This is a genomic window from Bartonella heixiaziensis (genome assembly GCF_046245125.2).
Lineage (GTDB): Bacteria > Pseudomonadota > Alphaproteobacteria > Rhizobiales > Rhizobiaceae > Bartonella > Bartonella heixiaziensis.
In genome coordinates, this window is record NZ_CP176404.1 from 1,379,167 (window position 1) to 1,399,461 (window position 20,295).

The following is a 20,295-nucleotide window of genomic DNA, read 5'->3' on the forward strand; positions in this document are numbered from 1 at the left end:
AATGCGGGGATTTCAAACTGCACTGCCTCTCGTCTAGACACAATACGACAAGTGCCGTATTTGTCATTAAATACGTTTTGCTACAATTTGTCAATAAGAAAAGAACATTATTTGCTTTAGCTTTTATATATATTTTTTCTATGTCCAACAGCCAAAACTAATACTACAAGCTCCTTATCATAAAGATCACAAAGTATCCTATAATCTCCTACACGATATCTCCACAAACCCGATAACTGACCTCTTAAAGGCTTTCCTACTGCACGCACATCTTCAAGAGAAGCAATCTGTTTATCTAAAAAATCAACAATTCGCCGCGCTTCTTTTTTATCGCATTTTTTTAAAAAACTGAGAGCTTTTTTTTCATATCTAATCGTCCAAACCAAGCTCTTTCCTCACCTCTTCAGAGCTATAAAAAGTAGCCTCTCCTCTTCGAATACGCTCTCTTACTTGTGAAGCTAAATAATAATCCTCCGCTTCCTCTATTCCACGTTCAATAATTTCTCGCAGATAAAAAGACTTCGTACGCCCTGTCTTCTCAGCTAAATTATTCAAACGCGTTTCAAGTTCGCTAGGCAACCGAATAGATATTGTCATAACGCAATCCTCATATTTGTATTCACTGTAATACAAATATAACGAATTGTACAGAAAAACGTTTCACATCATGCTACAAAAACTACATAAAATATTTATCATTCACTTTTTTGATCAAAATGCTTTTGAAGCGCATTGAGAGCAACACGTAATGAATTCACAAGATGCGGTAGAATTTGATCTTCTATGACAAGGTATTGAAGCGCCGCATAAAGATTATACTGTCTATAGAGGCATTGCGCTTCTTTTATTACCTCTTGCACGGCTTTATAATGATTAGTTGCTTTTTGAACCCACCGTTCAAGACTATTGGGATCTGAATTTGTAGACACATCATCATAAACAGCGCTTGGCAAGCCTTTTGCACAAAGGTAATTATTTCTTATCTGTAGATATTGCTGGGCGGCGTCATATTGCTCTTGTGTAAGCACGCCTTGTAAACAAAGCCGCCCTATGTAAGTACTAGAGAGCGGATTTTTTGCCTCTTGTAGCGTTAAACCAAAGCGTTTTGCACGTATCTCTATTGCCAATTTATCAACAGATTCACGTGGTGCTTTTGCACGTGTTATACGACCATTTGGCTCTCTTACCTGCCCTGCTATTTTAGGGCGTCCCCTCTTTTTGTTTTTTTTCACTTATGCCCTCTATGCTATTTTCCTTGCTTTTTGTGAACATCTGTTAATTTTTTTGTGAAGTATTTTCTGATGTCATGGTCTTTTAACTTCACACCAAACCGCCCATTATATACTTTCTCCCATGGCGTTCTGTCCTTATGATCTTCATTACATAGGTGAAAAGCTGAAAAATTTTTATATGCATTCCAAACAATCTCTAATAATTTAAAGGTATATTCATCAGTTGAATTTTTATGAATTTTAGGGATAAAAATCTCTCCTGTCTCTAAATCCACCATACGCGAATAACAATCGATAAAACGCCTGCCCCAATCTTTAAATTCATGATAAAGAGCCGGAATCACGGGACCATACGGCCACGCTTCTATACTATCGGGAAAGAGACGCTTACCTGTAGCTGCTAACATCCATCCATACGCAAGATACACCAGTTTTATGAGCTTCATAGGAGAAATTGGGATATCCTCCTCATGTCCCTTTTCAAGAAAGAAATTAGCAATTTGTTGAACTTGGTACATTATTCAAACTAAATAACCATACGGATAAAGAGAGACCTATAATTATGGTTAGTATGCTTTCCTTTATTTTCTTCTCAAGAAGCAAAATAAAGAATACAGCCAATGCCACCGCAATTACAATGGCTATAGCAAACTCAAAAATAGTCACAGGGACATCATTATGATTTAATAACAACATCTGATTTTGCATCATAATATTATGATATATAAGCCATTCTCCTAATTTCATTCTCACATCACCTCAAAAAGGAATCCCATCATTTAAAGCGTTTGTAGGCGTATCAAGAGGTCTATGAAAGCTTCTGTCATAAGGTGATGATTGCTTTTGATCATCATCATTTTTGCCATCTAAAAGCTTTAACTCGCCTTTGTACTGAGGCAATATGACTTCTGTTACATAGCGATCAACACCGTTTTTATCTTGCCATTTACGGGTTTGTAGTCGCCCCTCGATATAAACTTTGCTTCCTTTATGGAGATACTGGAGAGCTATTTTTGCCAAATGTGGATTAAAAACCACAATGGAATGCCATTCTGTTTTGTCTATCTTCTTATTGGTTGCCTTATCTGTATAGCTCTCAGAAGTTGCTATACGAAAATTGACCACCTCACCACCAGATGGCATTGTTTTGCTTTCGGGATTGGCGCCTAAATGACCCATTAAAATCACTTTATTAAGCATGTTTGTAAGTTCCATTAAATGATGTAAACATCATAACATGTTTTATGTGTTTTTACAATATTTTCAGTTAGATAATAACAATTGTTTAAAGTGTTACATTATGTGATAAATCACTAAAGCGTGTAAAATCGGATTGAAAGGCAAGGGGAACGATTCCTGTCGGACCATGGCGTTGTTTTGCTATAATAACCTCGGCTTTACCCTTGGCTTGCTCCATTGCCTCTTGCCATTTGCTATACTCAGCAGTGCCTTCTTTGGGTTCTTCATTTTTGAGATAATATTCTTCACGATAAACGAATAGAACAATGTCGGCATCTTGCTCAATTGAACCAGATTCACGTAAATCGGAGAGTTGCGGACGTTTATCTGTTCTATTTTCAGCTTGACGTGAAAGTTGAGAGAGAGCGATAATGGGAATATTGAGTTCTTTTGCAAGTGCTTTTAATCCAGTGGTAATGGCTGTAATTTCTTGAACGCGATTTTCTAATGAACGCTTTGAACCGCTTGTCATGAGTTGGATATAATCGATAATCAAGACATCTAGACCATGTTGTCGTTTAAGACGCCTTGCACGGGCGGACAATTGTGCAATAGACACACCACCTGTTTGATCAATATAAAGAGGGATTGTTTGTAAGGAACGCATTGCGTGAATAATTTTTGCAAATTGCTCTTCTGAGATATTACCACGGCGCATATCAGAAGAAGAAACCTTTATTTGTTCTGAGATAATACGGGTTGCAAGCTGTTCGGATGACATTTCAAGTGAGAAGAAACCTACAATGCCCCCTTCATTGGCTTGGCTGTTATCACGCTTGCAAGCATTGGCAATATTAAAAGCAATATTGGTAGCCAAAGAGGTTTTCCCCATAGCAGGGCGCCCCGCAAGGATAATTAAGTCAGATGCTTGTAATCCTCCCATTTTCTCATCAAGGGTTTTGATATGGGTGGCTATCCCTGAGAGCCTTGAGGAACGCTTTTTCGCTGCACTTGCCATGTTAAGTGCTTTTGTAATGGCTGTATTAAAATTTTCAAATCCACCTCCATATTTCCCTTTTTCTGCTAGCTCAAATAATTGATTTTCAACAGTTTCAATTTGTTGTGATGTTGTAAGTTCTACAGAAGCATCATAAGCTCTATTCACAACTTGAGTGCCAAGGTTAATTAAAGAGCGGCGGATAAACAGATCATAAATGACGCTCCCATAATCTTTAGTATTAATGATTGTGACTGCCTCTGTAGCTAAACGCACCACGTAATTATATACAGTGATGTCTGCAATTTTCTCATCATTGTCAACAAAGGGCTTAATAGTAATGGGATCTGCAACTTTTCCATTTTGGATAATTTTTGAAATGATATCAAAAAGCCTTTGATGCAACGGTTCAAAAAAATGCTCTGCTTTTAAAAAATCAGAAACGCTATCAAGAGCATCATTATTGATAATGATAGCACCCAGCAAAGCTTGTTCTGCTTCAATATTATGGGGAAGTTGACGAAAAGAAGATTTTTCTTCTGTTTGAAAAGAAGGTAATTTAACAGCGTTCATTTTATTCATTATGATTTAAATTGATTTGATAAATGATAATTATAAATCACTGAATCTACAGTGTGAATCCCATTTTTATTTTACTTAACAGCTTGCATTTTGATACGTTTTGTGCAATAAAGAGATGTTCTCTTATATTCTGATTGGTTATTTTAATCGTTTATTTGGATCGCTAGTTGTTTTGATTTAAAAAGCCGTATCAATTCATTTTGACGCGGCTTTTTTGCTATAAAGAAGCCCCCCGCGCCGTTATTTTATTTACGCTGCTTTATCATCACCACAAATATCTTCAGAAATTTTTTGATTGCCATTAACCACGGCATTGCCATAAATCTTTACATAGATAGGTGGTGCATAGCCATCTGTACGAGGCTTGCTATAAACCGTTGCCTTGTCACAAACCCGTGCATTTCCATAAAACTTTACATGCTCAGAAATAGTAGCCCTGTCATAAACCTGCGCATCATCGTAAATCTCAGAAAATCCATAAATACAAGCATTTCCATAAACGCGTGCATTTCCATAAACCCTGCCAGTTACATGCGCATAATCAGAAACTTTTGCATTATCAGAAATATGACCAAGAAAAGAGACCTGAGCATTATCACAAACAACTGCATTGCCAAAAACATTACCATTAACCATTGCGTTATCACAAATTTTTGCATTATCAGAAATTTTTGCATTATGAAAAACCTGAGCATTGTCACAAACAATAGCGTTGCCTGATATTTTTGCACTTTTATAAACACGTGCATTATTACGCACTTGTGCATTTTCAGAAACGACAGAATCCATAGCAACCATGGCGTTATCATAAACCCAGCAATCACCATCATGTGATAAGCTTTTTTCGTTTTCAATAACGCCACCGAGATCACCTGCTTTAACATCTGCAAAATCTCTTAATGCTCTTATACGACGTACAGTTTTTCCCTCAGGAATACAGTGGATTTCGTCTGTAAATTCATATTTTTTGGATACATTTTTAGCGTTCATAGGTAACTCCTAATCTAAATATTCGATAAAATTTTAATGGAAATTTGAGAAGGCGCCCCCGCCGCGCCCGAGCGTTATTTACGCTGCTTTTGCAATAGCGTTTGTTAAGACACGCTTGGCTTCTGTCGTAACCAATTTGTAGTGATCAAGCTCTTTTTGTAGATCATTTACATACGATAAACGCGCAGCAATCATTCCCAAAACTTTACCAATTCCCTCAGGTGTTTTTAAACTTTCATAAGAAAATAAATTATGATCTCTAGAGAATAAATCACGATTTTTTGATTGGCTTTTTAATTCATAAAAAGCTTTAACAAGCGCTTTTTTAAATGCACGCACCGTGTCATTATTGCGCATATATGTCATGAGCAAAGTTGCTTGTGATTCATTAAGGATTGCGATTTCTCTTTTTTGACATCCGCCATTTGTTTTAAAGGGTACGATCTCAAATCCAACCCTTCCAAACTCTTCAAAATCTTTAATATTTTTACGTAGCAATCTAATAACAGTAGCATGGCTATTACCCACACCCTCTGCAATTTTTAGAGAATTTGTAACTGCAACGCCATCATCATTGATTGTAACTAGATCTTTCATTGAAAAAACCTTTCTAATAGTTAGTACGTTTTTGATTTAAAAACCCTATAAGGGCATCGGGCGCTCAAAAACACGGCTATTAGTCCGTCGCTACGCTTTTCCCTCGCGAAGGTATTGTATGGCATAGCTACACCCGATGTAATCAATATATGCTAATAATAGCATAAAAAACAATCAGTATTTTAAAGGCATGGGAAAGGTTGTTACGTAACCCATCCGCTAATAGCTAAGTGTTTTTGAAGCACTTGTGATTCGTTTAACAGAATGACTTTTTAAAGTCAATACGTATTTTTTATTTTTTTCACTTTTTTCCATTTTGATACCTACATCATTGAATATCAAGTGCTTTTAAATTTTACTTTTGGTTTTTAGTATAAAATGTAGTGCGTAAATGGACATGTTTATTAAACTGCGTGTATGCAACATGAGAAAGAATGAATAAACTAAAAAAAAGTACCAAAAAACGATATCTAAATACCAAAATACAGTATAACTATTTGGGAAAATTAAAACGACAAGTGCTAAACTTATTAGCTTTAAAAGTCTGTGCATATACTGTTGTAAATCACGTGTTAATATCTTCCAACCTGTTGTATTTCCGCATTTGTATTTTGGGTTGCTCTGCAATTCAGAAGGAATATGAGAATTGCATAAAATTACAAAAATATTTGTTATTATTATCAAACCAAAAGATGCAAATATCAAAATACCTTGGATAAAGTAGGGATTTTTTTTAATTCCTAAAAAGCATAAAAATATAAAAATTATAATACCAAACAAGGCTCTTAGCTGCTTATCTGTAAACATATTTATTTCCTGCGGTTTTCGATAATTTTTTGATCTCTTTATTGATCTCGTCTATAAGAGGTTCGTAATTGAGAACGCTTTGCGGAATACCACCCCCATAAACCCATGCTTTCACTTGCGCCTTGGTACTATAATCAACTTTGCAAGGCATCTCATGATACTGACCACCGTCAAATTCTTCGTATTCTCTTGTACCATCATCATATTCGTAAAGGTTATAAAAATACTCAGCTACCCCTAATCCCCATGGTGCATGCCCCACCGCCGTTGCAACCCACTTTTTTTGCCCTTTCTGTTTACATTTTTTTAAAAACATCTGGTTTAATATCCCCTATCTAAATCCATAACTTTACCAATGGGTTTATTTGCCTCAAAATGGACCGTATAGAAGCGTTTTTAATTTCAATGTGTTTTTATCATAAAATCTTTAAATCGCTCTGTACGGTGCCTTTCTGTCAATTTAAACGCATGTCTATTCTCAAAACGTTCAGCAAATTTCACTACTTTGCTGTTTTTTCGGATCCTTTTAAATACGATTTCATGACTGATGCTCCCGAAAAAAGCTCTGCTTTCAAATTTCTGCAATACTCTGCAAGCTCTGCTCCTGTTGGCATAAAGGTTCTCGAAAAGCCCTTTGCTTTTCCGCATATGATATCCTTAACAGCCTGCTTTAGAGCGTATTCTGAAGTATCTGATAAGGCTATGCTATAGTTCAAAGCGATAACATTAGGGTCTATATTTGCTGGTATTTTTAGACCAGAAAGCAAATAAGCAGCCGCCTCGATATGTTCAACCGTAACTTTCCGTGAAAGCAGTGCTTGTAAGCGATTACAGTCTTGCAAAACTTGCGCTCTCTCCTCCAGCGTCAACGGCTTTCCATACATAGAGATTGGAGGATACACACTCCGGTCCACTCTCTTGGAAAGTGCTTGCAAATGAACTGATAGCCTCTGTATCTCTGCTGCATTCTGATCCATAAGAATCGCTAGTGGAGATTGCTGCTTTGAGTGTACTGAAGCTTTGTGAAAGGCTGTTTGTGAAGTTATTTGTTGAGAGCTTATAGCGTTCGTTTGCATATCGTTTCTCCTGTTCTAATTTCTTGGCTAGCGTTCCATTCTGGTTAATAATCCAACCACACCAAGCACTTTGCCAATCGCGATTGTTTGCATTTCGACATGGGTTGGCTTTCCAATGAAGTTTAAATCTTTCGAATTCTAATAACGCCTCATCATGCGTTAAGCCTTTATCGATTGCGTATTGCAAATCGGGTTCAAAATCTTCTGGTACGCTTCCAAGTTCTTTTTTCCCCTTACTTCGCTTGGCTTTCTTAGGAACGCTTTCTTGCTCGTGAATAATTGGTTGGTTGGTTTGCTCTGATTGGCTTTCAACATCACACTCGATTGGCTCGTCAACCAAATCGATTGTTTCTAAATCTTCAAATTCAGTTTCTTTTTTTAATAAAACGTTAGTTTTATTTTTTTTATATATATTCTTATTCTGGTTCTTTATAGCTTGATTTTGCTTAGCGTTTGCTTCAGCAAAAAAAACGTTTTGCTTGTCATTTGCTTCAGCAAAAAAAACATTTTGCTTGTCGTTTGCTTCAGCAAAATTATTAACGTGTTGTTTTATATTACTTTTTGCTTGTGCACCTTTTCTACCAGCTTCACTACGAATTTGTGATATATGATCCTTTTTATCAGCAAAATCTTTTAGCTCTTCTTCAACGCGCGCATTCCACAACCCACCATCTATCTCAATAAGTTTATTATCTCTTATTAAATATTCGACAATCGTTGCAAATTTTTTTTGCGAGCAATTGCAAGCGCGTGCAAGCGTTTCAAAATCTGTTTTAATTGGTGCTTTTTTGTCATACATGCGAACAAGAAGTGTTATATAAACGCCCCGTTGCTCCAATGTCATTCCATCTGTACCACTAATCCAGTCATACAAATGAAATCTGATCCACGGCATACCATTTGACATACCCCAATTCCCTTTCTTTAACTAAATATAAAATTGCTAAAGCATCTGCTTCATTGTCATCACAAGGCGCGTGTCCTTTGGAACGCATTGCCTTAATCATCTCTTCTTTCGACGCATTCCCCTTGCCTGTCGTCGCTTTCTTAATCGTACTTACTGGTATCCCCTCATACGGTATCTGATGCTGTTCACACCACGCCGTTAACGTTGCTAACAAACCACCGTAAACATGCGCTGCATCTGTACCAACATGCCGACGCACCTCTTCAAAATACACCACGTCAATTTGACCTGCTGTCTGCTTTATTTCTGATAGCCATTGTTTAAAGCGCAAGTAACGCATTCCACCGCCTTCAAAACGGCGCGATTGAAAATTCACGGTACCACTGAACATGTCACCACTTGCACCACGTATCGCCCACCCCGTTTTGGTACCTAGATCAAAACAAAGAATCGTGTTAATCACAGCGCCACTCCATACAAAATGTGTTTTATTAGGTTGTTTTTTTCCGAAAATGAAAGAAAGAACGGTGTGTAAAATATGCAAGCAGTTTTAAATTGGATAGAACAGCATCCTGTATTATTTTCAGCGTTTTCTGTATTATTTTCAGCACTTTCTTCGGTTGGTGCTTTATTATCAGCAATTTTTGCTTTTCGTTCTATTAAACAGACATTGAAATTAAGAAAGGAAGACAAAATAGAAGCTGAAAAATTAAGAAAAGAAGATCTAGAAAAGTTTAAAGCTGAATTAGCTAATGCCATGAACATAGCTAAATCAACTAAACAACAAGCACAAGCGCTAGAAAAGCTTACCAACGTTCTAGAAAAACAGACAGAAATTTTAGAGCAAAGAAAACTTAATGTTTTGTCACAATATATGCGAACATATAAAGATCCCGATAGTGACGTATTTTTATTCATCGATATAGCTTTATTCATTGCAAATCCTACAAAACAACCAATTACAATCAATTCGATTAGTATAAATAAAGACAGCCTTTTTAGATTTATTCATGCAACATATAGTATATCCTATCCTTTTCCTCCTTATAAAAAGGTACACACCATCTCCCCCAAAAATTTCAAACTTCTCTGTTTAAAAAAACCTAAAGTAGAACCTAAAATATATGATACTCTTAATGTATTTAGCCTTGATGTTTCCAGCTCGCTATACTTGGTTCTTACTATCGCACCTATAAATAATAATACACCATCTAGACTAACATTCACTTTAGAACACACTGCCGTAGATCCTCAAAATCCACCAGAAAAAGTGAATTTTCCCGTCCGCGATATTCAATACTTTGAACCAGAACCAGAGCTCTTACAGCTGTTACGTTCAAAGAATAATGGTTTTCCAATTTGAACAATAACGCTGTTGTTCCTCAATACTTTTTTCAGCCAACTCAGCCCATGTCAGTGGCTTTGGCCTCACAAGATGAAATAATAAATATTGCGATCTATCCCATTTATTAACTTCTTCAATTGTAACGGTTTTTTTTGCCATAAACCATGTATGGACATCGTTAATAATTTGAATTGCTTCATTCTTTCTCTGTTCATCCATCATCAATTGTTGCAATATCTTTCGTGCTCCATCATCATCTTTTTCATCACTATATTCATTTATAATTGGAGCTTTGTTTACAAACTCTCTTACAAGCGCACGAACATCTTCAGGCTCTTGAAGATTGTCATTAATATTTTCATATTCAGTCAAATATTCTTGCTCTTTAGATTTCTTCTGTTCAGATTCCAACAAACGTTCTTGCACTTCTTTTTGTAATTTTTGTAAATGTTGTATTTTCTCTTCATTTTCTGCTAGCTGTCCTTCCATCAACGCTTTTTGTGACGCTATTAACTCATTTTTTTCAGCTAGCTCTTTTCTAAGCCTTCGCACTCTTTTAGAAGAGTCATGAACAGCATAAAACGAAATCACATTCGCAATTAAGGAAATAACAATTGCTACTAAACTCATCTTTCTCTCCTCACTTACCCTTCTTCTTACTCTTCTTATTCTTATGAGCCGGCGCTTTTACTGCTTCATCACGCGGCTTAAGCTTTTGTGTTAGTCTTTGAATTTCCGCATCACGTGATTGCACATCTGCTTCGAGTGCCTCTATCGTTTCACTTTTCCGTTTAAACTCTTCTCGGTACGCGTCTATCTTTTGCTTAAGTTCTTCAATTTCCGCATCACGTGATTGAACATCTGCTTCGAGTGTCATTACAACTTCACTTACATTTCTGAACGCCTTTTCATGCTCTTCAGTCTGTTGCTTAAATTTTTTTATTAGCTTGTCACGTTCTTTAATTTCCTCGTCACGCTCTTTAATCTCTTGCTTCAGTGCTTCAATTAGCTTGTCACGTTCTTCAAGATCCGCATCACATTCATCAATTGTCTGCTTGCTTTCCTTTGAATACCTAAACTCATTCTCTCTCATTTCTTTCTTAAGATTATTAACCTGCTCTTTAAGTGCTTTAACTTGGTCGCGATAATGCAATGCAATACGAAACATCACTCCGCTTAAGAGCAAAACTGAAACCACTGCTATCCATAAAATCTCATTCGAACTCATCTTTATCTCCTTTAATTTTTATGAGGGCGGTCATCATGACCAATCTGTTGTGCTTCGCATTCCATTAAAAAAAGAATGCAACAAGCCGCATGTGCCAAGTGTGATAAATCACTCTCAGCATCCTTATGCTCTCCACCAAACCATGCTAATAAATGACGTAAAGCAGCACCGTGAAATCTGCTCCAGTGCATGCCATTACGCCAATTGTTTGCTCCGTACTTCTTTGCTCCAAACTCTAAAACTTTACCGATTTCAAGCAGTGCCAACGGCGGTATAAGCTCTATACGAGGCTTACCATCATCATTCTTATGCGCTTCGTTTGTGCTATATAAAACGTGTTTACGCATGTAAACTTCGTCGTTATCGCGAAAATCTTCATAGTCACAAACATCGGCATTGCCGTAAATCTTGGCATTCTCTCTAATCTTGGCATGCCCGTGAACTAACGCATTGTCATAAACTTTAGATTGATTGAAAACATGTGCATGTTCATATACCTTGGCATTCCCGTACACACGTGCTTTTGTATAAATTTCAGCATTCCCAAAAATGCGAGAATTCCCATAAACTTCTGCTTGACCTCTAACAAAAGCATTCTCATAAATTTGTGCTTCACCGTAAACGCGAGAATGATAAACCTTGCTATTACCGTAAATCTTTGCATGATCATAAATATACGCATCACCGAAAACTTCTGCACAACCGTATACTTCCGCATTTCCAAAAACACGAGCCCTGCCACCAACACGGGCATCTCCAAAAACACGAGCATTGCCAAAAACATACCCATTACTAAAAGATCTATCCGAACCAGCTACCCAACAATCACCCTCATGTGATAGGTTACCTTCATGTTCTATAAAACCACCAAAATCACCTTTTTTAACGTTTCCAAAGTCTCTCAGTGCCCGTATGCGACGAAGCATTACAATACCATGTGAATTATTCTTATCAGGATAAAGCATACCCCCCTGTTCTATAAACTCATATTTCTTTTCTACAGCCATCATCATCTCCTTAATGCTGCAAAGTCTCACCCGCGCTATCAACGCTGGAACTTTTGCAAATTTTCGTAATTGGGGGGTGTTGCTCTTGCATTAATCTCTGCAAGCGCTCGGGATAAAAAAAATCTTCTGGACGTAAATCTATCCCATGCTCACGGGCGTAGGTTAAGAGCATCACTTGATATTTAGCTGGTATAATTCCGCCTTTACCCTCTCGCTTTTCAAAGGGGTAAGTCCATTTATAAACAGCAGACACATGGCATTGAGAAATCAACGACACACGTTTTGCACCACCTAAATATTTTATAATCATAACTGCTGGAGTAATCATGTAATCCAAAATTTCTGTCATATATTTACGTATTACGCAAATATAAGCAAAATTTTCGTAATACGCAATATTGATTATTTAATAATTTTAAGAGAGAAAAATAAAATGGATTTTCAAAAGCTAATAAAAATGTGGATTAATGAAAAATTAAATGAAATGGGGCATGGAAGCCGTAAGGCTTTAGGGCAACATTTAGGATTGAGTCCATCATCTATTACGCGCTTATTATCGATTGATGACTCTGACTCTAAAGCCTACCGTGATATCACCGCAGAAGAGCTAGTGAAGCTACACAGTTTCTTTAAGGAGTATCCTCCGTATCCGGCTTTAAGCAAGATAGATCAAGATTTTTATGATCTATATTCGTCTTGCAATGAAGAAGAACGGAGGGCAGTTTTAGCGTTTCTTCATACTTTAATCGAATCAAAAAAGCGATAACTGCTGTTTTTTCTTCATTTGACAATTGTAAAAATTTTCTTTTGGCAGTCTTATAACCTTTCATAAAATCTCCAAATATCTATAAAAACACACTAATCTTTAGATGAATACTCATAAAATAATTTTCGTTATACGGTATTTTTATATTGACATTACCGTAAAGCGAAAATATATTCACTCCATATCTTAGAAAATAACTTTTGCCAATAGGCGGTATGGAGGCATTTGTGACAAAACCAGTGTTTATAAAATCTGATGAAATTCTCTTAGTGATGTGCGAAAATGAAGAGCAAAATCTCGCTAAATATGGAACTTTCTTCGAAGAAACGGACATTATCAATTTTATCGACCAAGCCGATAATGCTGTCCAAATCTTGCGTATTGAACCAACGACTAATCGTTGCGAAGATATCTCTGAAGATGTTGCCGAATTCTATCTTAAAGAATGTGAAGAGCAGTGTTTCAACGGAAACATTCCTCACGACTTTGTTACGCATAGTTCAGCATACGGTTTTTTTTTAGATGATATAAAACAGCGTGAATATGACGATGCAATGTACGGTACTTACGAACAACAACACCGTTTAACTCTTTGGGATGTCATCCCAAACTACCCTCACTATACAGGGCGTTTCTAAAAGACGCCACCTTTTCAAAAAATTCACCACACAATGCAATGCCGTTCTTTTGCAAGAACGACAAAGGCAGAGTCTAACTTAAAGGAGTAAAATCATGGAAAAAAAATACGAATTTACTGATGAAACAATCGAAGTTGGGGGCAAAACTCTCCACCGCATTCGCGCATTGAGAGATTTGGGGGACGTCAAGCAAGGTGATTTAGGAGGCTATATAGAGAAAGAAGACAACCTAAGTCATGAAGGTGATTGTTGGGTAGGTGATGATGCAAAAGTCTATGGTTATGCCAAGATTTTTGGTGATGCACATGTTTATGGAAACGCTCGTGTGGATGGTCATGCAAGAGTTTATGACAAAGCCAAGGTTTATGGTGATGCTTATATTTATAACATTGCTGATATTTACGAAAATGCATGTGTTTTTGGTAGTGCATCTGTTACCGGAGAAACTAATATTTTTGGCAATGCGCAGATTTTTGGACATGCTCATGTTTTTGCCAGTGCACAAATCTACGAAAATGCACAAGTTTCCGGTGGTGCATTTATTAGTGGAAAAGCTGAAATTTATGGAAATGCTAAAATCTATGACAGTCCATTGATTTCCATCAGAGCAAAAGTTGGGGGAAATGCCAAAATCTATGGTGATGCATTTATTCATGGAAACGCAGAGATCATCAATGATGAAATCATCACAACGGGCGAGAGGCAATAAACCATGGAAAAAAAATACGAACTTACTGATGAAATAGACATTCTCTATCGTCGACTAGTTCGTCGCATCCGTGCACTGAGAAACTTTGGAAAGGTCAAGAAAGGTGACCTAGGCGGTTATATAGAGCATGAAGGTAACCTCTCTCATGAGGGCGATTGTTGGGTTGGGGATAGGGCAAAGGTTTGCAGTAATGCTAAAATTTATGAGAATGCACAAGTATTTGGACGAGCACGTATCTCATGTAATGCACGTATTTATGGAAATGCTAATGTTTTTGGAAACGCTTGTGTTGAATCCAATGCACATATTTTCGATAATGCGCAAGTTTACGGAATAGCCGAAATTCACGGCAATGCCAAAATTTGTGAAAAAGCTCATATTGGTGGTGATACTGTTGTATGTGGTAACACATGTATTTCAGGCAACACACATATTAGTTAATAGAAAAGCCGAACATATCCCTAGGAAAAGACAGAGCGTATAAGCACTTTCTAACAACCAACCATTTTTAAACACAAGCGTGATTCACGCCACGGGTGAATTGCGCGCAATGGAGGAAATCAAGATGACAAATTCCACTTTTTTAAAAGAAATAGCAGGAAAATATGGATTTTCTGCTGAAGAATTTCGAACCACAATCATGAAAACTTGTATTGGAGATAAAAATGCTAGTGTCATCAATGATGCAGAATTTGCTATTTTTCTTTTTGTTGCCAAAGCTTATGGCCTTAACCCTTTAACTAAAGAAATTTATGTATTTCCTAAAAAAGGCGGCGGCATGATCCCTGTTGTTTCTATCGACGGTTGGATAAAGATCATCAAATCAAATCCTGACTTTGATGGCATGACCTTTCAAGATCAACTCAATGAGGATGGGAATATCGTTGCTATCAAATGTGCTATTCATCTCAAAGGCATTAAAGACCCTATCGAAGTCACCGAATATCTCAAAGAATGCGAACAAAAGCACAGTGAAGCATGGCAAAAATATCCAGCACGTATGTTGCGCCATAAAGCTACTATACAATGTGCTCGCTATGCTTTCGGACTTTCCGGTATTTATGAAGAAGATGAAGCCGCACGTATCCATGAAGCAAACCATAACGTACAAACGAAGTTAGTTTCTTATGACGTGCTTACGCAAATCAAACAATTAATAAACATCACTCAAACAGAAGAGGAAAAAGTGCTTAAGTATGGACGAGTCGACAGGCTTGAAGATCTTCCTGATGAAAGAGCACAAAGGATTTTGGATGTTTTGCAAAAGAGACAGCATGAAAAAGAACAATCTTTCCTACAACAAAAGCAAATAGAGGCGCCTATACAAGATGCCGAATATATTCACGTCCAAGATATAGAATATGCACCAACACAACAAGAACAAAGAACGGCGGTGTGAGATGGAACAAAGAACAGCAGAATGGTTTCAAGCGCGCTTGGGTAAAGTCACCGCATCAAACATTTACAACATACTCAGTAAAACTACAAAAGGATTGCCTACAAGCAAATATGAAGACTACAAAATCAAACTCATAACAGAGCGCTTAACAAGAGAAACAAGCCCCTATTATGAAACTGAAGATATGAGATGGGGTATCGAACATGAAGATGATGCCTTGAGAGAATATGGCTTCATTTATGATGCCGATATAACAAGATGCGGATTTATCCAGCACCCAACAATAGAAATGGCGGGGGCAAGCCCTGATGGGCTTATTGGAGAAGACGGTTTAATCGAAGTCAAATGCCCGAGATCAGTAACACATATGCGCTTTTGTATAGATGATGAAATCAAACCAGAATATCACGCACAAATGCAATTCCAAATGGCTTGTACAGAACGAAAATGGTGTGATTTCGTAAGCTATGACCCACGTTTTGCGGAGGAATCCTTTCACTTGCGCATGAAAGTCAAGCGTGTTCTCCGTGATGATCAACAAATTGAACAGATCAATCAAGCTGTTGAAGCCTTTTTAGCAGAGATAGAACGAGAGATAAAACAACTCTCAACAAAAGCTGCTTAACCTTATGGGGGTGCTTCTCTTCACAAATACCTCCTAGCACCCCCACCCTTTCCTAACAACTTTCAACACAAGCGTGATTCACGCCACGGGGGAATTGCATCTAAACGTAAGGAGAAAAGACATGCCACACCGCCCACCGACCATAACACAACCAACTATTGCACGCGCTTTACGAGCAGCTAAAAAACAAAAGTGCGAATTAATAGAAATCAAACCTACAGGGGAACTGCTTATCTATCTTAAAAAAAATATCCCAATACCAAGTTCTGCAGCGCATACTACTAAATTATTAGATTTGAAAAAGAATGAAGATTACGAGTCTTTACTCTTAAAAATGTAAAATACCATGCCTAAACCACGTCCTCCTCATCTCGTTAAACAAATTACTCAACATGGCAAAATTGTATGGTATGTACGTATTGGTCATGGCAAACGCATTAGAATCCGCGGTATCTATGGAACGCAAGAGTTTGTTGATAACTACAAAAGCGCACTTGCCGAGTTACAAGGCATCATCCCCCCAAAACCTAAAGTAGGTAAACTTGTTGAAGGGTCATTTGCATGGCTGCTTAAACAATACTTTAACAGCGTTCATTGGCATAGCCTTGCTAAAGCTACGAAAAGACAAAGAGAACTTATCCTTATGAAGGTATGTGATGCTATAGGAAACATTCCATACAGAGAAATAAAGAAATCACATATTACAGCGGGTGTTGAACGCCGCAAAGAAAAACCAACAGCTGCCCAAAATTTTCTAAAAGCCCTTAATGGACTTTTTAATTGGGCGATCGATCAAGAACTTCTGGAGAATAACCCAGCTTTAGGAATAAAAAGACCTCCTCTCAACAACAAAGATGGATTTGCTGTTTGGACAGAAGAAGATGTTGAAAAATATTATCACCATTGGTCACATGGTTCACATGAACGCGTCTGGATTGATGTTCTTCTTTACACGGGTTTGCGTCGTGGTGATGCGGTCCGAATTGGTTGGAAAGATGTCAAAGATAATATCATTCATCTCAAGACAGAGAAAAGTAAATTCCAAACAGATGTTTTTCTACCCATTTTGCCTGAATTAGCAGAAACTCTAAAAATTGGTCCTATTGGAAATGAAACATTCATTTGCGGAAAAAACGGAAATAAACTCGTAAAAGAAAGTTTTGGAAACTTATTTCGTGAAGCGTGTAATGCGGCGGGAATCAAAAAATCAGCACATGGCTTAAGAAAATTAGCAGCAACACGCGCAGCTAACTCTGGTGCAACAGTATCACAACTCAAAGCAATTTTTGGATGGACAGACGACAACATGGCATCTCTTTATACAAAAAGCGCAGATCGCAAAAGGCTAGCCATAGAAGCTATAAAAAAGCTCCAAAAAAATGAGGGATAATGCTATAAAAAACATTAATGGAATCAATAATGATAAATTTCCCCCATATCGTAATAACTCATTTATTTTATTGAAAATTATTGAACTCTTTTGGGCACCATATGCGTTTATATTACATATGATTTATTGATTTTGTATATCTTTTTTTAAATTCGGGATACATGAATAAAGGTTTGGAAATAGGATTTTAGTACAATTCCCTACAATGTATTATGAATCACAATTTCTTTTAGAGGAATTTTTAGCGATATCTATTGGTCTATTACCGACAGATGATCGCTTTTTCGTTGTAAAGAATTTAATCAAAACATTGAGATCCACATGATCAATAAGTCTACTCAATCCAGCACCTCATCTTTTAAAATCACGCAGCGAGGCAAAATCATATGGTATATACGTATGCGTCTTAGATCCAAGTATAAGAACTCAAAACTTATGAAATGAGAAAGTTCTTTGACGACGACAAAATCGTGCTTTCTGAATTATAAAGATGCATATCCTAAATCTAAGAAAGAGATTGGATTCTATATGTACCATAGAAAACAATATATCTTCTCTTCTATTGGAACAGCAAAAAACGTAGAAAATATACGAATAGTGGAATTTTAGAATTTATGAACGTGTTTGGATTGGTGTTCTTTCTGTACAGATTTGCGTTGTAGCAACACTGTTTAAATCATCTGGAAAAACGTAACAGAAAAGGACCAATTTCAAACGGACATTTTTCTTCCAATTTTGCTCGAATGAGCAGAAACCTTTAAAATTAGACCTATTAGCGATGAACCGTTCATTTGCAGGGAAAGAAGAAATAAACACGTCAAAGAAAGTTTGAGCTCCCTGTTTTGTGGAGTGTGCAATACGTTGGAAATTTAAAAGCAGACGTAACAATAATGCGTGTAGCAAATGCAGGAATTACGATTTTGTAAATAAAAAGTGCGTTTTGAGTGGACAAAAGATAGTACAGTATCGCTTTATAGCAAAAGTAAGGGTTCTAAGAGATTACTCCCTCGAAGCGATAATAAAGCTACAAAAAGATTAGGAATAGGCACAAAACAAATTAAAAGAATCAAAGAACTTAAAATTTCCAACTCTATTTATGAATCATTGATTTTACTAAAAATGGCGGAGAGGAAGAGATTCGAACTCTCGAGAGCCTTTTGAGCCCTACTCCCTTAGCAGGGGAGCGCCTTCGACCACTCGGCCACCTCTCCAAGGGAGTGCATAAATGGTATCAACAGAAAGTTCAAGACATTTTCGATTTTTTTCAAAAATATCTGAGATTTTTCTTTTTTTGATCTAATCAGATCAATTGATCTAGTCATATAAAAAGTTAACAAATAAAAAATCGTGACTTTTCTACCACATTGTCTTGAATAGTACAGGAACACCCTTCAAAAAGACAATTTCATATTTGTATATCTAAAAAAGATCAGTATAGCTAGAATCATAAGTATCATATTATTTCACTCTGTTTTTTAATGAGTTAAAAAATAATATTCCCTAAAGAGATTAAAATACCTTTCATTGGAGATCCACTATGAATATTAAATCCCTCTTTTTAAGCTCTACAGCGGCTTTTATAGCAATTTCTGGAGCGCAAGCAGCTTCCACAGTTATTGCCGAACCAGAGCCTGTAGAATTTGTTCGCGTTTGCGATGCATATGGCAAAGGGTATTTCTATATCCCTGGAACAGAGACCTGTATGCGTTTATCAGGAAATGTCCGCGCTGATTTTACAGGTGGTGACAATGTTGATGCGACAAGCAACGCCGAGTTCGCTAAAAAAAGGAAAACCTACGGCGCATCATCACGATTAACCCTTGTGTTTCAAGCTGCTTCTGAAACAGAGCTGGGAACACTTCGCTCCTATGCACGCATCTACTCGAACTGGGGGAATGGTAGAGACAATGCTGGAGCAAAACTCGCAGCTGCTTATATTGAACTTGGTGGTTTTCGTGTAGGTCTTGATGACACAATTTTCAATAGCTGGACGGGTGGCTATGGAAACGTTCTCAATGATGACAATATAGCACCAGCAGGCGTTACACGCACCAATTTTATTTCTTACACCTTTAGTGGCGACACTGGCTTTTCTGCCATTATCGGAACTGAATTAGGCAATGCTGACACTAATTTCGTCGATCCTGCTTCCGCCGAAGGTGGTACATATTACTACATCGATAAAGATGATAAAATTGATGCTGTTTCTGAGGATATCCTTCCAAGTAAAGGAATAAAAAAATATACTCCAAACTTTGTTTTGGGTGTGAAGTTTATGCAAAAGTGGGGTGGTTTTTCAACGGTTGCTGCTTACGATGCTTATTATAAAAAGTGGGCTGGTAAAGTGCGCATGGACTTCAATGTTAATGATCGTTTGAACCTTTGGGTAATGGGCGGTTATAAAAACAGTGTTGATTACTACACTGTAGATGATGAAAACGCGTTGTCACGACGGAACACAACAATTTATGCAAACTGGGGAGGCAAATGGGCTGCTTGGGCTGGTGCAACTTACAAGCTTACTCCAAAAGCAAATTTGAATGCTCAAGTTTCTTATAGCGCTGTAAAGACTTTTGCAACTTCTGTGAATGTTCAATACACGCTGGTTCCAGGCTTCGTGATTACACCTGAACTGACTTATGTTTCTTGGAACGATGATCGCACTCTCAAGAGCGTAAATGGGGATACTGCATATACACATGCTCTGAATGGAAAAAGTGCTTTTCAAGGGATGATCCGCTTCCAGCGTTCATTCTAATCTTGTAAATCTACACTTTTTTAAAACTGGCAGCGTCTGTTGCCAGTTTTTATTTTTTAAAAC

28 protein-coding genes and 1 tRNA gene are annotated in these 20,295 nt (G+C 37.2%); 10 read left to right on the forward strand and 19 right to left on the reverse strand.

What is annotated here, in order from left to right; translation table 11 throughout:
• Positions 1-116: 116 nt before the first annotated feature.
• The 14 genes from ACKC4Y_RS06065 to ACKC4Y_RS06130 form a co-directional block, all read right to left on the reverse strand.
• Positions 117-386, reverse strand: coding sequence for a type II toxin-antitoxin system RelE family toxin (locus ACKC4Y_RS06065; RefSeq protein ID WP_409360899.1), 270 nt, complete (start codon positions 384-386; stop codon positions 117-119).
• A complete protein-coding gene (relB, locus tag ACKC4Y_RS06070) occupies positions 370-597 on the reverse strand; it encodes a type II toxin-antitoxin system RelB family antitoxin (RefSeq protein ID WP_409360900.1) in 228 nt (75 codons plus the stop codon). The genes ACKC4Y_RS06065 and relB overlap by 17 nt, the downstream gene beginning before the upstream one ends.
• A 98-nt stretch (positions 598-695) precedes the next feature.
• Positions 696-1,232 (reverse strand): hypothetical protein, encoded by a 537-nt coding sequence (locus ACKC4Y_RS06075; protein WP_409360901.1) that lies wholly within the window; start codon positions 1,230-1,232, stop codon positions 696-698.
• Positions 1,233-1,246: 14 nt separating this feature from the next.
• The gene (locus ACKC4Y_RS06080; protein ID WP_409360902.1) at positions 1,247-1,750 is read right to left on the reverse strand and encodes a Panacea domain-containing protein; all 504 of its coding nucleotides are present in this window, start codon (positions 1,748-1,750) and stop codon (positions 1,247-1,249) included.
• The gene (locus ACKC4Y_RS06085) at positions 1,725-1,979 is read right to left on the reverse strand and encodes a hypothetical protein (RefSeq protein ID WP_409360731.1); all 255 of its coding nucleotides are present in this window, start codon (positions 1,977-1,979) and stop codon (positions 1,725-1,727) included. Before ACKC4Y_RS06085 ends, ACKC4Y_RS06080 begins: the two co-directional genes overlap by 26 nt.
• Positions 1,980-1,991: 12 nt before the next feature.
• Positions 1,992-2,432 (reverse strand): single-stranded DNA-binding protein, encoded by a 441-nt coding sequence (ssb, locus tag ACKC4Y_RS06090; protein ID WP_409360903.1) that lies wholly within the window; start codon positions 2,430-2,432, stop codon positions 1,992-1,994.
• 85 nt (positions 2,433-2,517) lie between these two features.
• Positions 2,518-3,981 (reverse strand): replicative DNA helicase, encoded by a 1,464-nt coding sequence (locus ACKC4Y_RS06095; RefSeq protein WP_409360904.1) that lies wholly within the window; start codon positions 3,979-3,981, stop codon positions 2,518-2,520.
• A gap of 258 nt (positions 3,982-4,239) precedes the next feature.
• Positions 4,240-4,980, reverse strand: a complete 741-nt coding sequence (locus ACKC4Y_RS06100; RefSeq protein ID WP_409360905.1) for a hypothetical protein — start codon at positions 4,978-4,980, stop codon at positions 4,240-4,242.
• A gap of 78 nt (positions 4,981-5,058) precedes the next feature.
• Positions 5,059-5,577, reverse strand: a complete 519-nt coding sequence (locus tag ACKC4Y_RS06105) for a Rha family transcriptional regulator (RefSeq protein ID WP_409360906.1) — start codon at positions 5,575-5,577, stop codon at positions 5,059-5,061.
• Positions 5,578-5,925: 348 nt separating this feature from the next.
• A complete protein-coding gene (locus ACKC4Y_RS06110; protein ID WP_114648040.1) occupies positions 5,926-6,384 on the reverse strand; it encodes a hypothetical protein in 459 nt (152 codons plus the stop codon).
• Positions 6,371-6,700, reverse strand: coding sequence for a hypothetical protein (locus tag ACKC4Y_RS06115; RefSeq protein ID WP_409360907.1), 330 nt, complete (start codon positions 6,698-6,700; stop codon positions 6,371-6,373). Before ACKC4Y_RS06115 ends, ACKC4Y_RS06110 begins: the two co-directional genes overlap by 14 nt.
• Before the next feature lie 184 nt (positions 6,701-6,884).
• A complete protein-coding gene (locus ACKC4Y_RS06120; RefSeq protein ID WP_409360908.1) occupies positions 6,885-7,253 on the reverse strand; it encodes a hypothetical protein in 369 nt (122 codons plus the stop codon).
• Positions 7,213-8,367 carry a YdaU family protein gene (locus tag ACKC4Y_RS06125; RefSeq protein WP_208438710.1) on the reverse strand — a complete coding sequence of 385 codons (1,155 nt, stop codon included), beginning with the start codon at positions 8,365-8,367 and terminating at the stop codon, positions 7,213-7,215. The genes ACKC4Y_RS06120 and ACKC4Y_RS06125 overlap by 41 nt, the downstream gene beginning before the upstream one ends.
• Positions 8,327-8,830 (reverse strand): crossover junction endodeoxyribonuclease RuvC, encoded by a 504-nt coding sequence (locus tag ACKC4Y_RS06130; RefSeq protein ID WP_409360909.1) that lies wholly within the window; start codon positions 8,828-8,830, stop codon positions 8,327-8,329. Before ACKC4Y_RS06130 ends, ACKC4Y_RS06125 begins: the two co-directional genes overlap by 41 nt.
• 75 nt (positions 8,831-8,905) lie before the next feature.
• Between ACKC4Y_RS06130 and ACKC4Y_RS06135 the strand changes: the two genes are divergently transcribed.
• The gene (locus tag ACKC4Y_RS06135) at positions 8,906-9,730 is read left to right on the forward strand and encodes a hypothetical protein (protein WP_409360737.1); all 825 of its coding nucleotides are present in this window, start codon (positions 8,906-8,908) and stop codon (positions 9,728-9,730) included.
• Here ACKC4Y_RS06135 and ACKC4Y_RS06140 read toward each other — a convergent pair.
• From ACKC4Y_RS06140 to ACKC4Y_RS06155, 4 genes are all read right to left on the reverse strand, one after another.
• Positions 9,704-10,342, reverse strand: a complete 639-nt coding sequence (locus ACKC4Y_RS06140; RefSeq protein ID WP_409360738.1) for a hypothetical protein — start codon at positions 10,340-10,342, stop codon at positions 9,704-9,706. The two genes, ACKC4Y_RS06135 and ACKC4Y_RS06140, sit on opposite strands and share 27 nt — an antisense overlap.
• Positions 10,343-10,352: 10 nt before the next feature.
• The gene (locus ACKC4Y_RS06145; protein WP_409360910.1) at positions 10,353-10,940 is read right to left on the reverse strand and encodes a hypothetical protein; all 588 of its coding nucleotides are present in this window, start codon (positions 10,938-10,940) and stop codon (positions 10,353-10,355) included.
• 11 nt (positions 10,941-10,951) lie between these two features.
• Entirely contained in the window at positions 10,952-11,287 is a 336-nt protein-coding gene (locus tag ACKC4Y_RS06150) for a dATP/dGTP diphosphohydrolase domain-containing protein (protein WP_409362156.1), read from the reverse strand.
• 670 nt (positions 11,288-11,957) lie between these two features.
• Positions 11,958-12,275, reverse strand: coding sequence for a hypothetical protein (locus ACKC4Y_RS06155; RefSeq protein ID WP_409362157.1), 318 nt, complete (start codon positions 12,273-12,275; stop codon positions 11,958-11,960).
• Positions 12,276-12,380: 105 nt separating this feature from the next.
• Here ACKC4Y_RS06155 and ACKC4Y_RS06160 point away from each other — a divergent pair, with 105 nt between their 5' ends.
• From ACKC4Y_RS06160 to ACKC4Y_RS06195, 8 genes are all read left to right on the forward strand, one after another.
• Positions 12,381-12,713: a hypothetical protein gene (locus ACKC4Y_RS06160; RefSeq protein WP_375626997.1), complete on the forward strand. Its 333-nt coding sequence runs from the start codon at positions 12,381-12,383 to the stop codon at positions 12,711-12,713.
• 227 nt (positions 12,714-12,940) lie between these two features.
• Positions 12,941-13,351 (forward strand): hypothetical protein, encoded by a 411-nt coding sequence (locus tag ACKC4Y_RS06165; protein ID WP_409360911.1) that lies wholly within the window; start codon positions 12,941-12,943, stop codon positions 13,349-13,351.
• Positions 13,352-13,445: 94 nt separating this feature from the next.
• Positions 13,446-14,060 carry a hypothetical protein gene (locus ACKC4Y_RS06170; RefSeq protein ID WP_409360912.1) on the forward strand — a complete coding sequence of 205 codons (615 nt, stop codon included), beginning with the start codon at positions 13,446-13,448 and terminating at the stop codon, positions 14,058-14,060.
• Positions 14,061-14,063: 3 nt separating this feature from the next.
• On the forward strand, positions 14,064-14,501 hold the full coding sequence (locus tag ACKC4Y_RS06175) for a hypothetical protein (protein ID WP_409360913.1): 438 nt from the start codon (positions 14,064-14,066) through the stop codon (positions 14,499-14,501).
• 124 nt (positions 14,502-14,625) lie between these two features.
• Complete coding sequence (gene bet / locus ACKC4Y_RS06180; RefSeq protein WP_409360914.1) at positions 14,626-15,459, forward strand: phage recombination protein Bet; 834 nt, start codon at positions 14,626-14,628, stop codon at positions 15,457-15,459.
• Position 15,460: 1 nt separating this feature from the next.
• On the forward strand, positions 15,461-16,084 hold the full coding sequence (locus tag ACKC4Y_RS06185) for a lambda exonuclease family protein (protein WP_409360915.1): 624 nt from the start codon (positions 15,461-15,463) through the stop codon (positions 16,082-16,084).
• 121 nt (positions 16,085-16,205) lie between these two features.
• Entirely contained in the window at positions 16,206-16,424 is a 219-nt protein-coding gene (locus tag ACKC4Y_RS06190; protein WP_409360916.1) for a hypothetical protein, read from the forward strand.
• Positions 16,425-16,430: 6 nt separating this feature from the next.
• Positions 16,431-17,474 carry a tyrosine-type recombinase/integrase gene (locus ACKC4Y_RS06195; protein ID WP_409360917.1) on the forward strand — a complete coding sequence of 348 codons (1,044 nt, stop codon included), beginning with the start codon at positions 16,431-16,433 and terminating at the stop codon, positions 17,472-17,474.
• 1,120 nt (positions 17,475-18,594) lie between these two features.
• On the opposite strand, the gene ACKC4Y_RS06200 is transcribed toward ACKC4Y_RS06195, so the two are convergent.
• Positions 18,595-18,685 (reverse strand) — tRNA-Ser (locus ACKC4Y_RS06200).
• Positions 18,686-19,011: 326 nt separating this feature from the next.
• On the opposite strand from ACKC4Y_RS06200, the gene ACKC4Y_RS06205 reads away from it, so the two are divergent.
• Positions 19,012-20,232, forward strand: a complete 1,221-nt coding sequence (locus ACKC4Y_RS06205; RefSeq protein WP_409360918.1) for a porin — start codon at positions 19,012-19,014, stop codon at positions 20,230-20,232.
• Positions 20,233-20,295 lie beyond the last annotated feature (63 nt).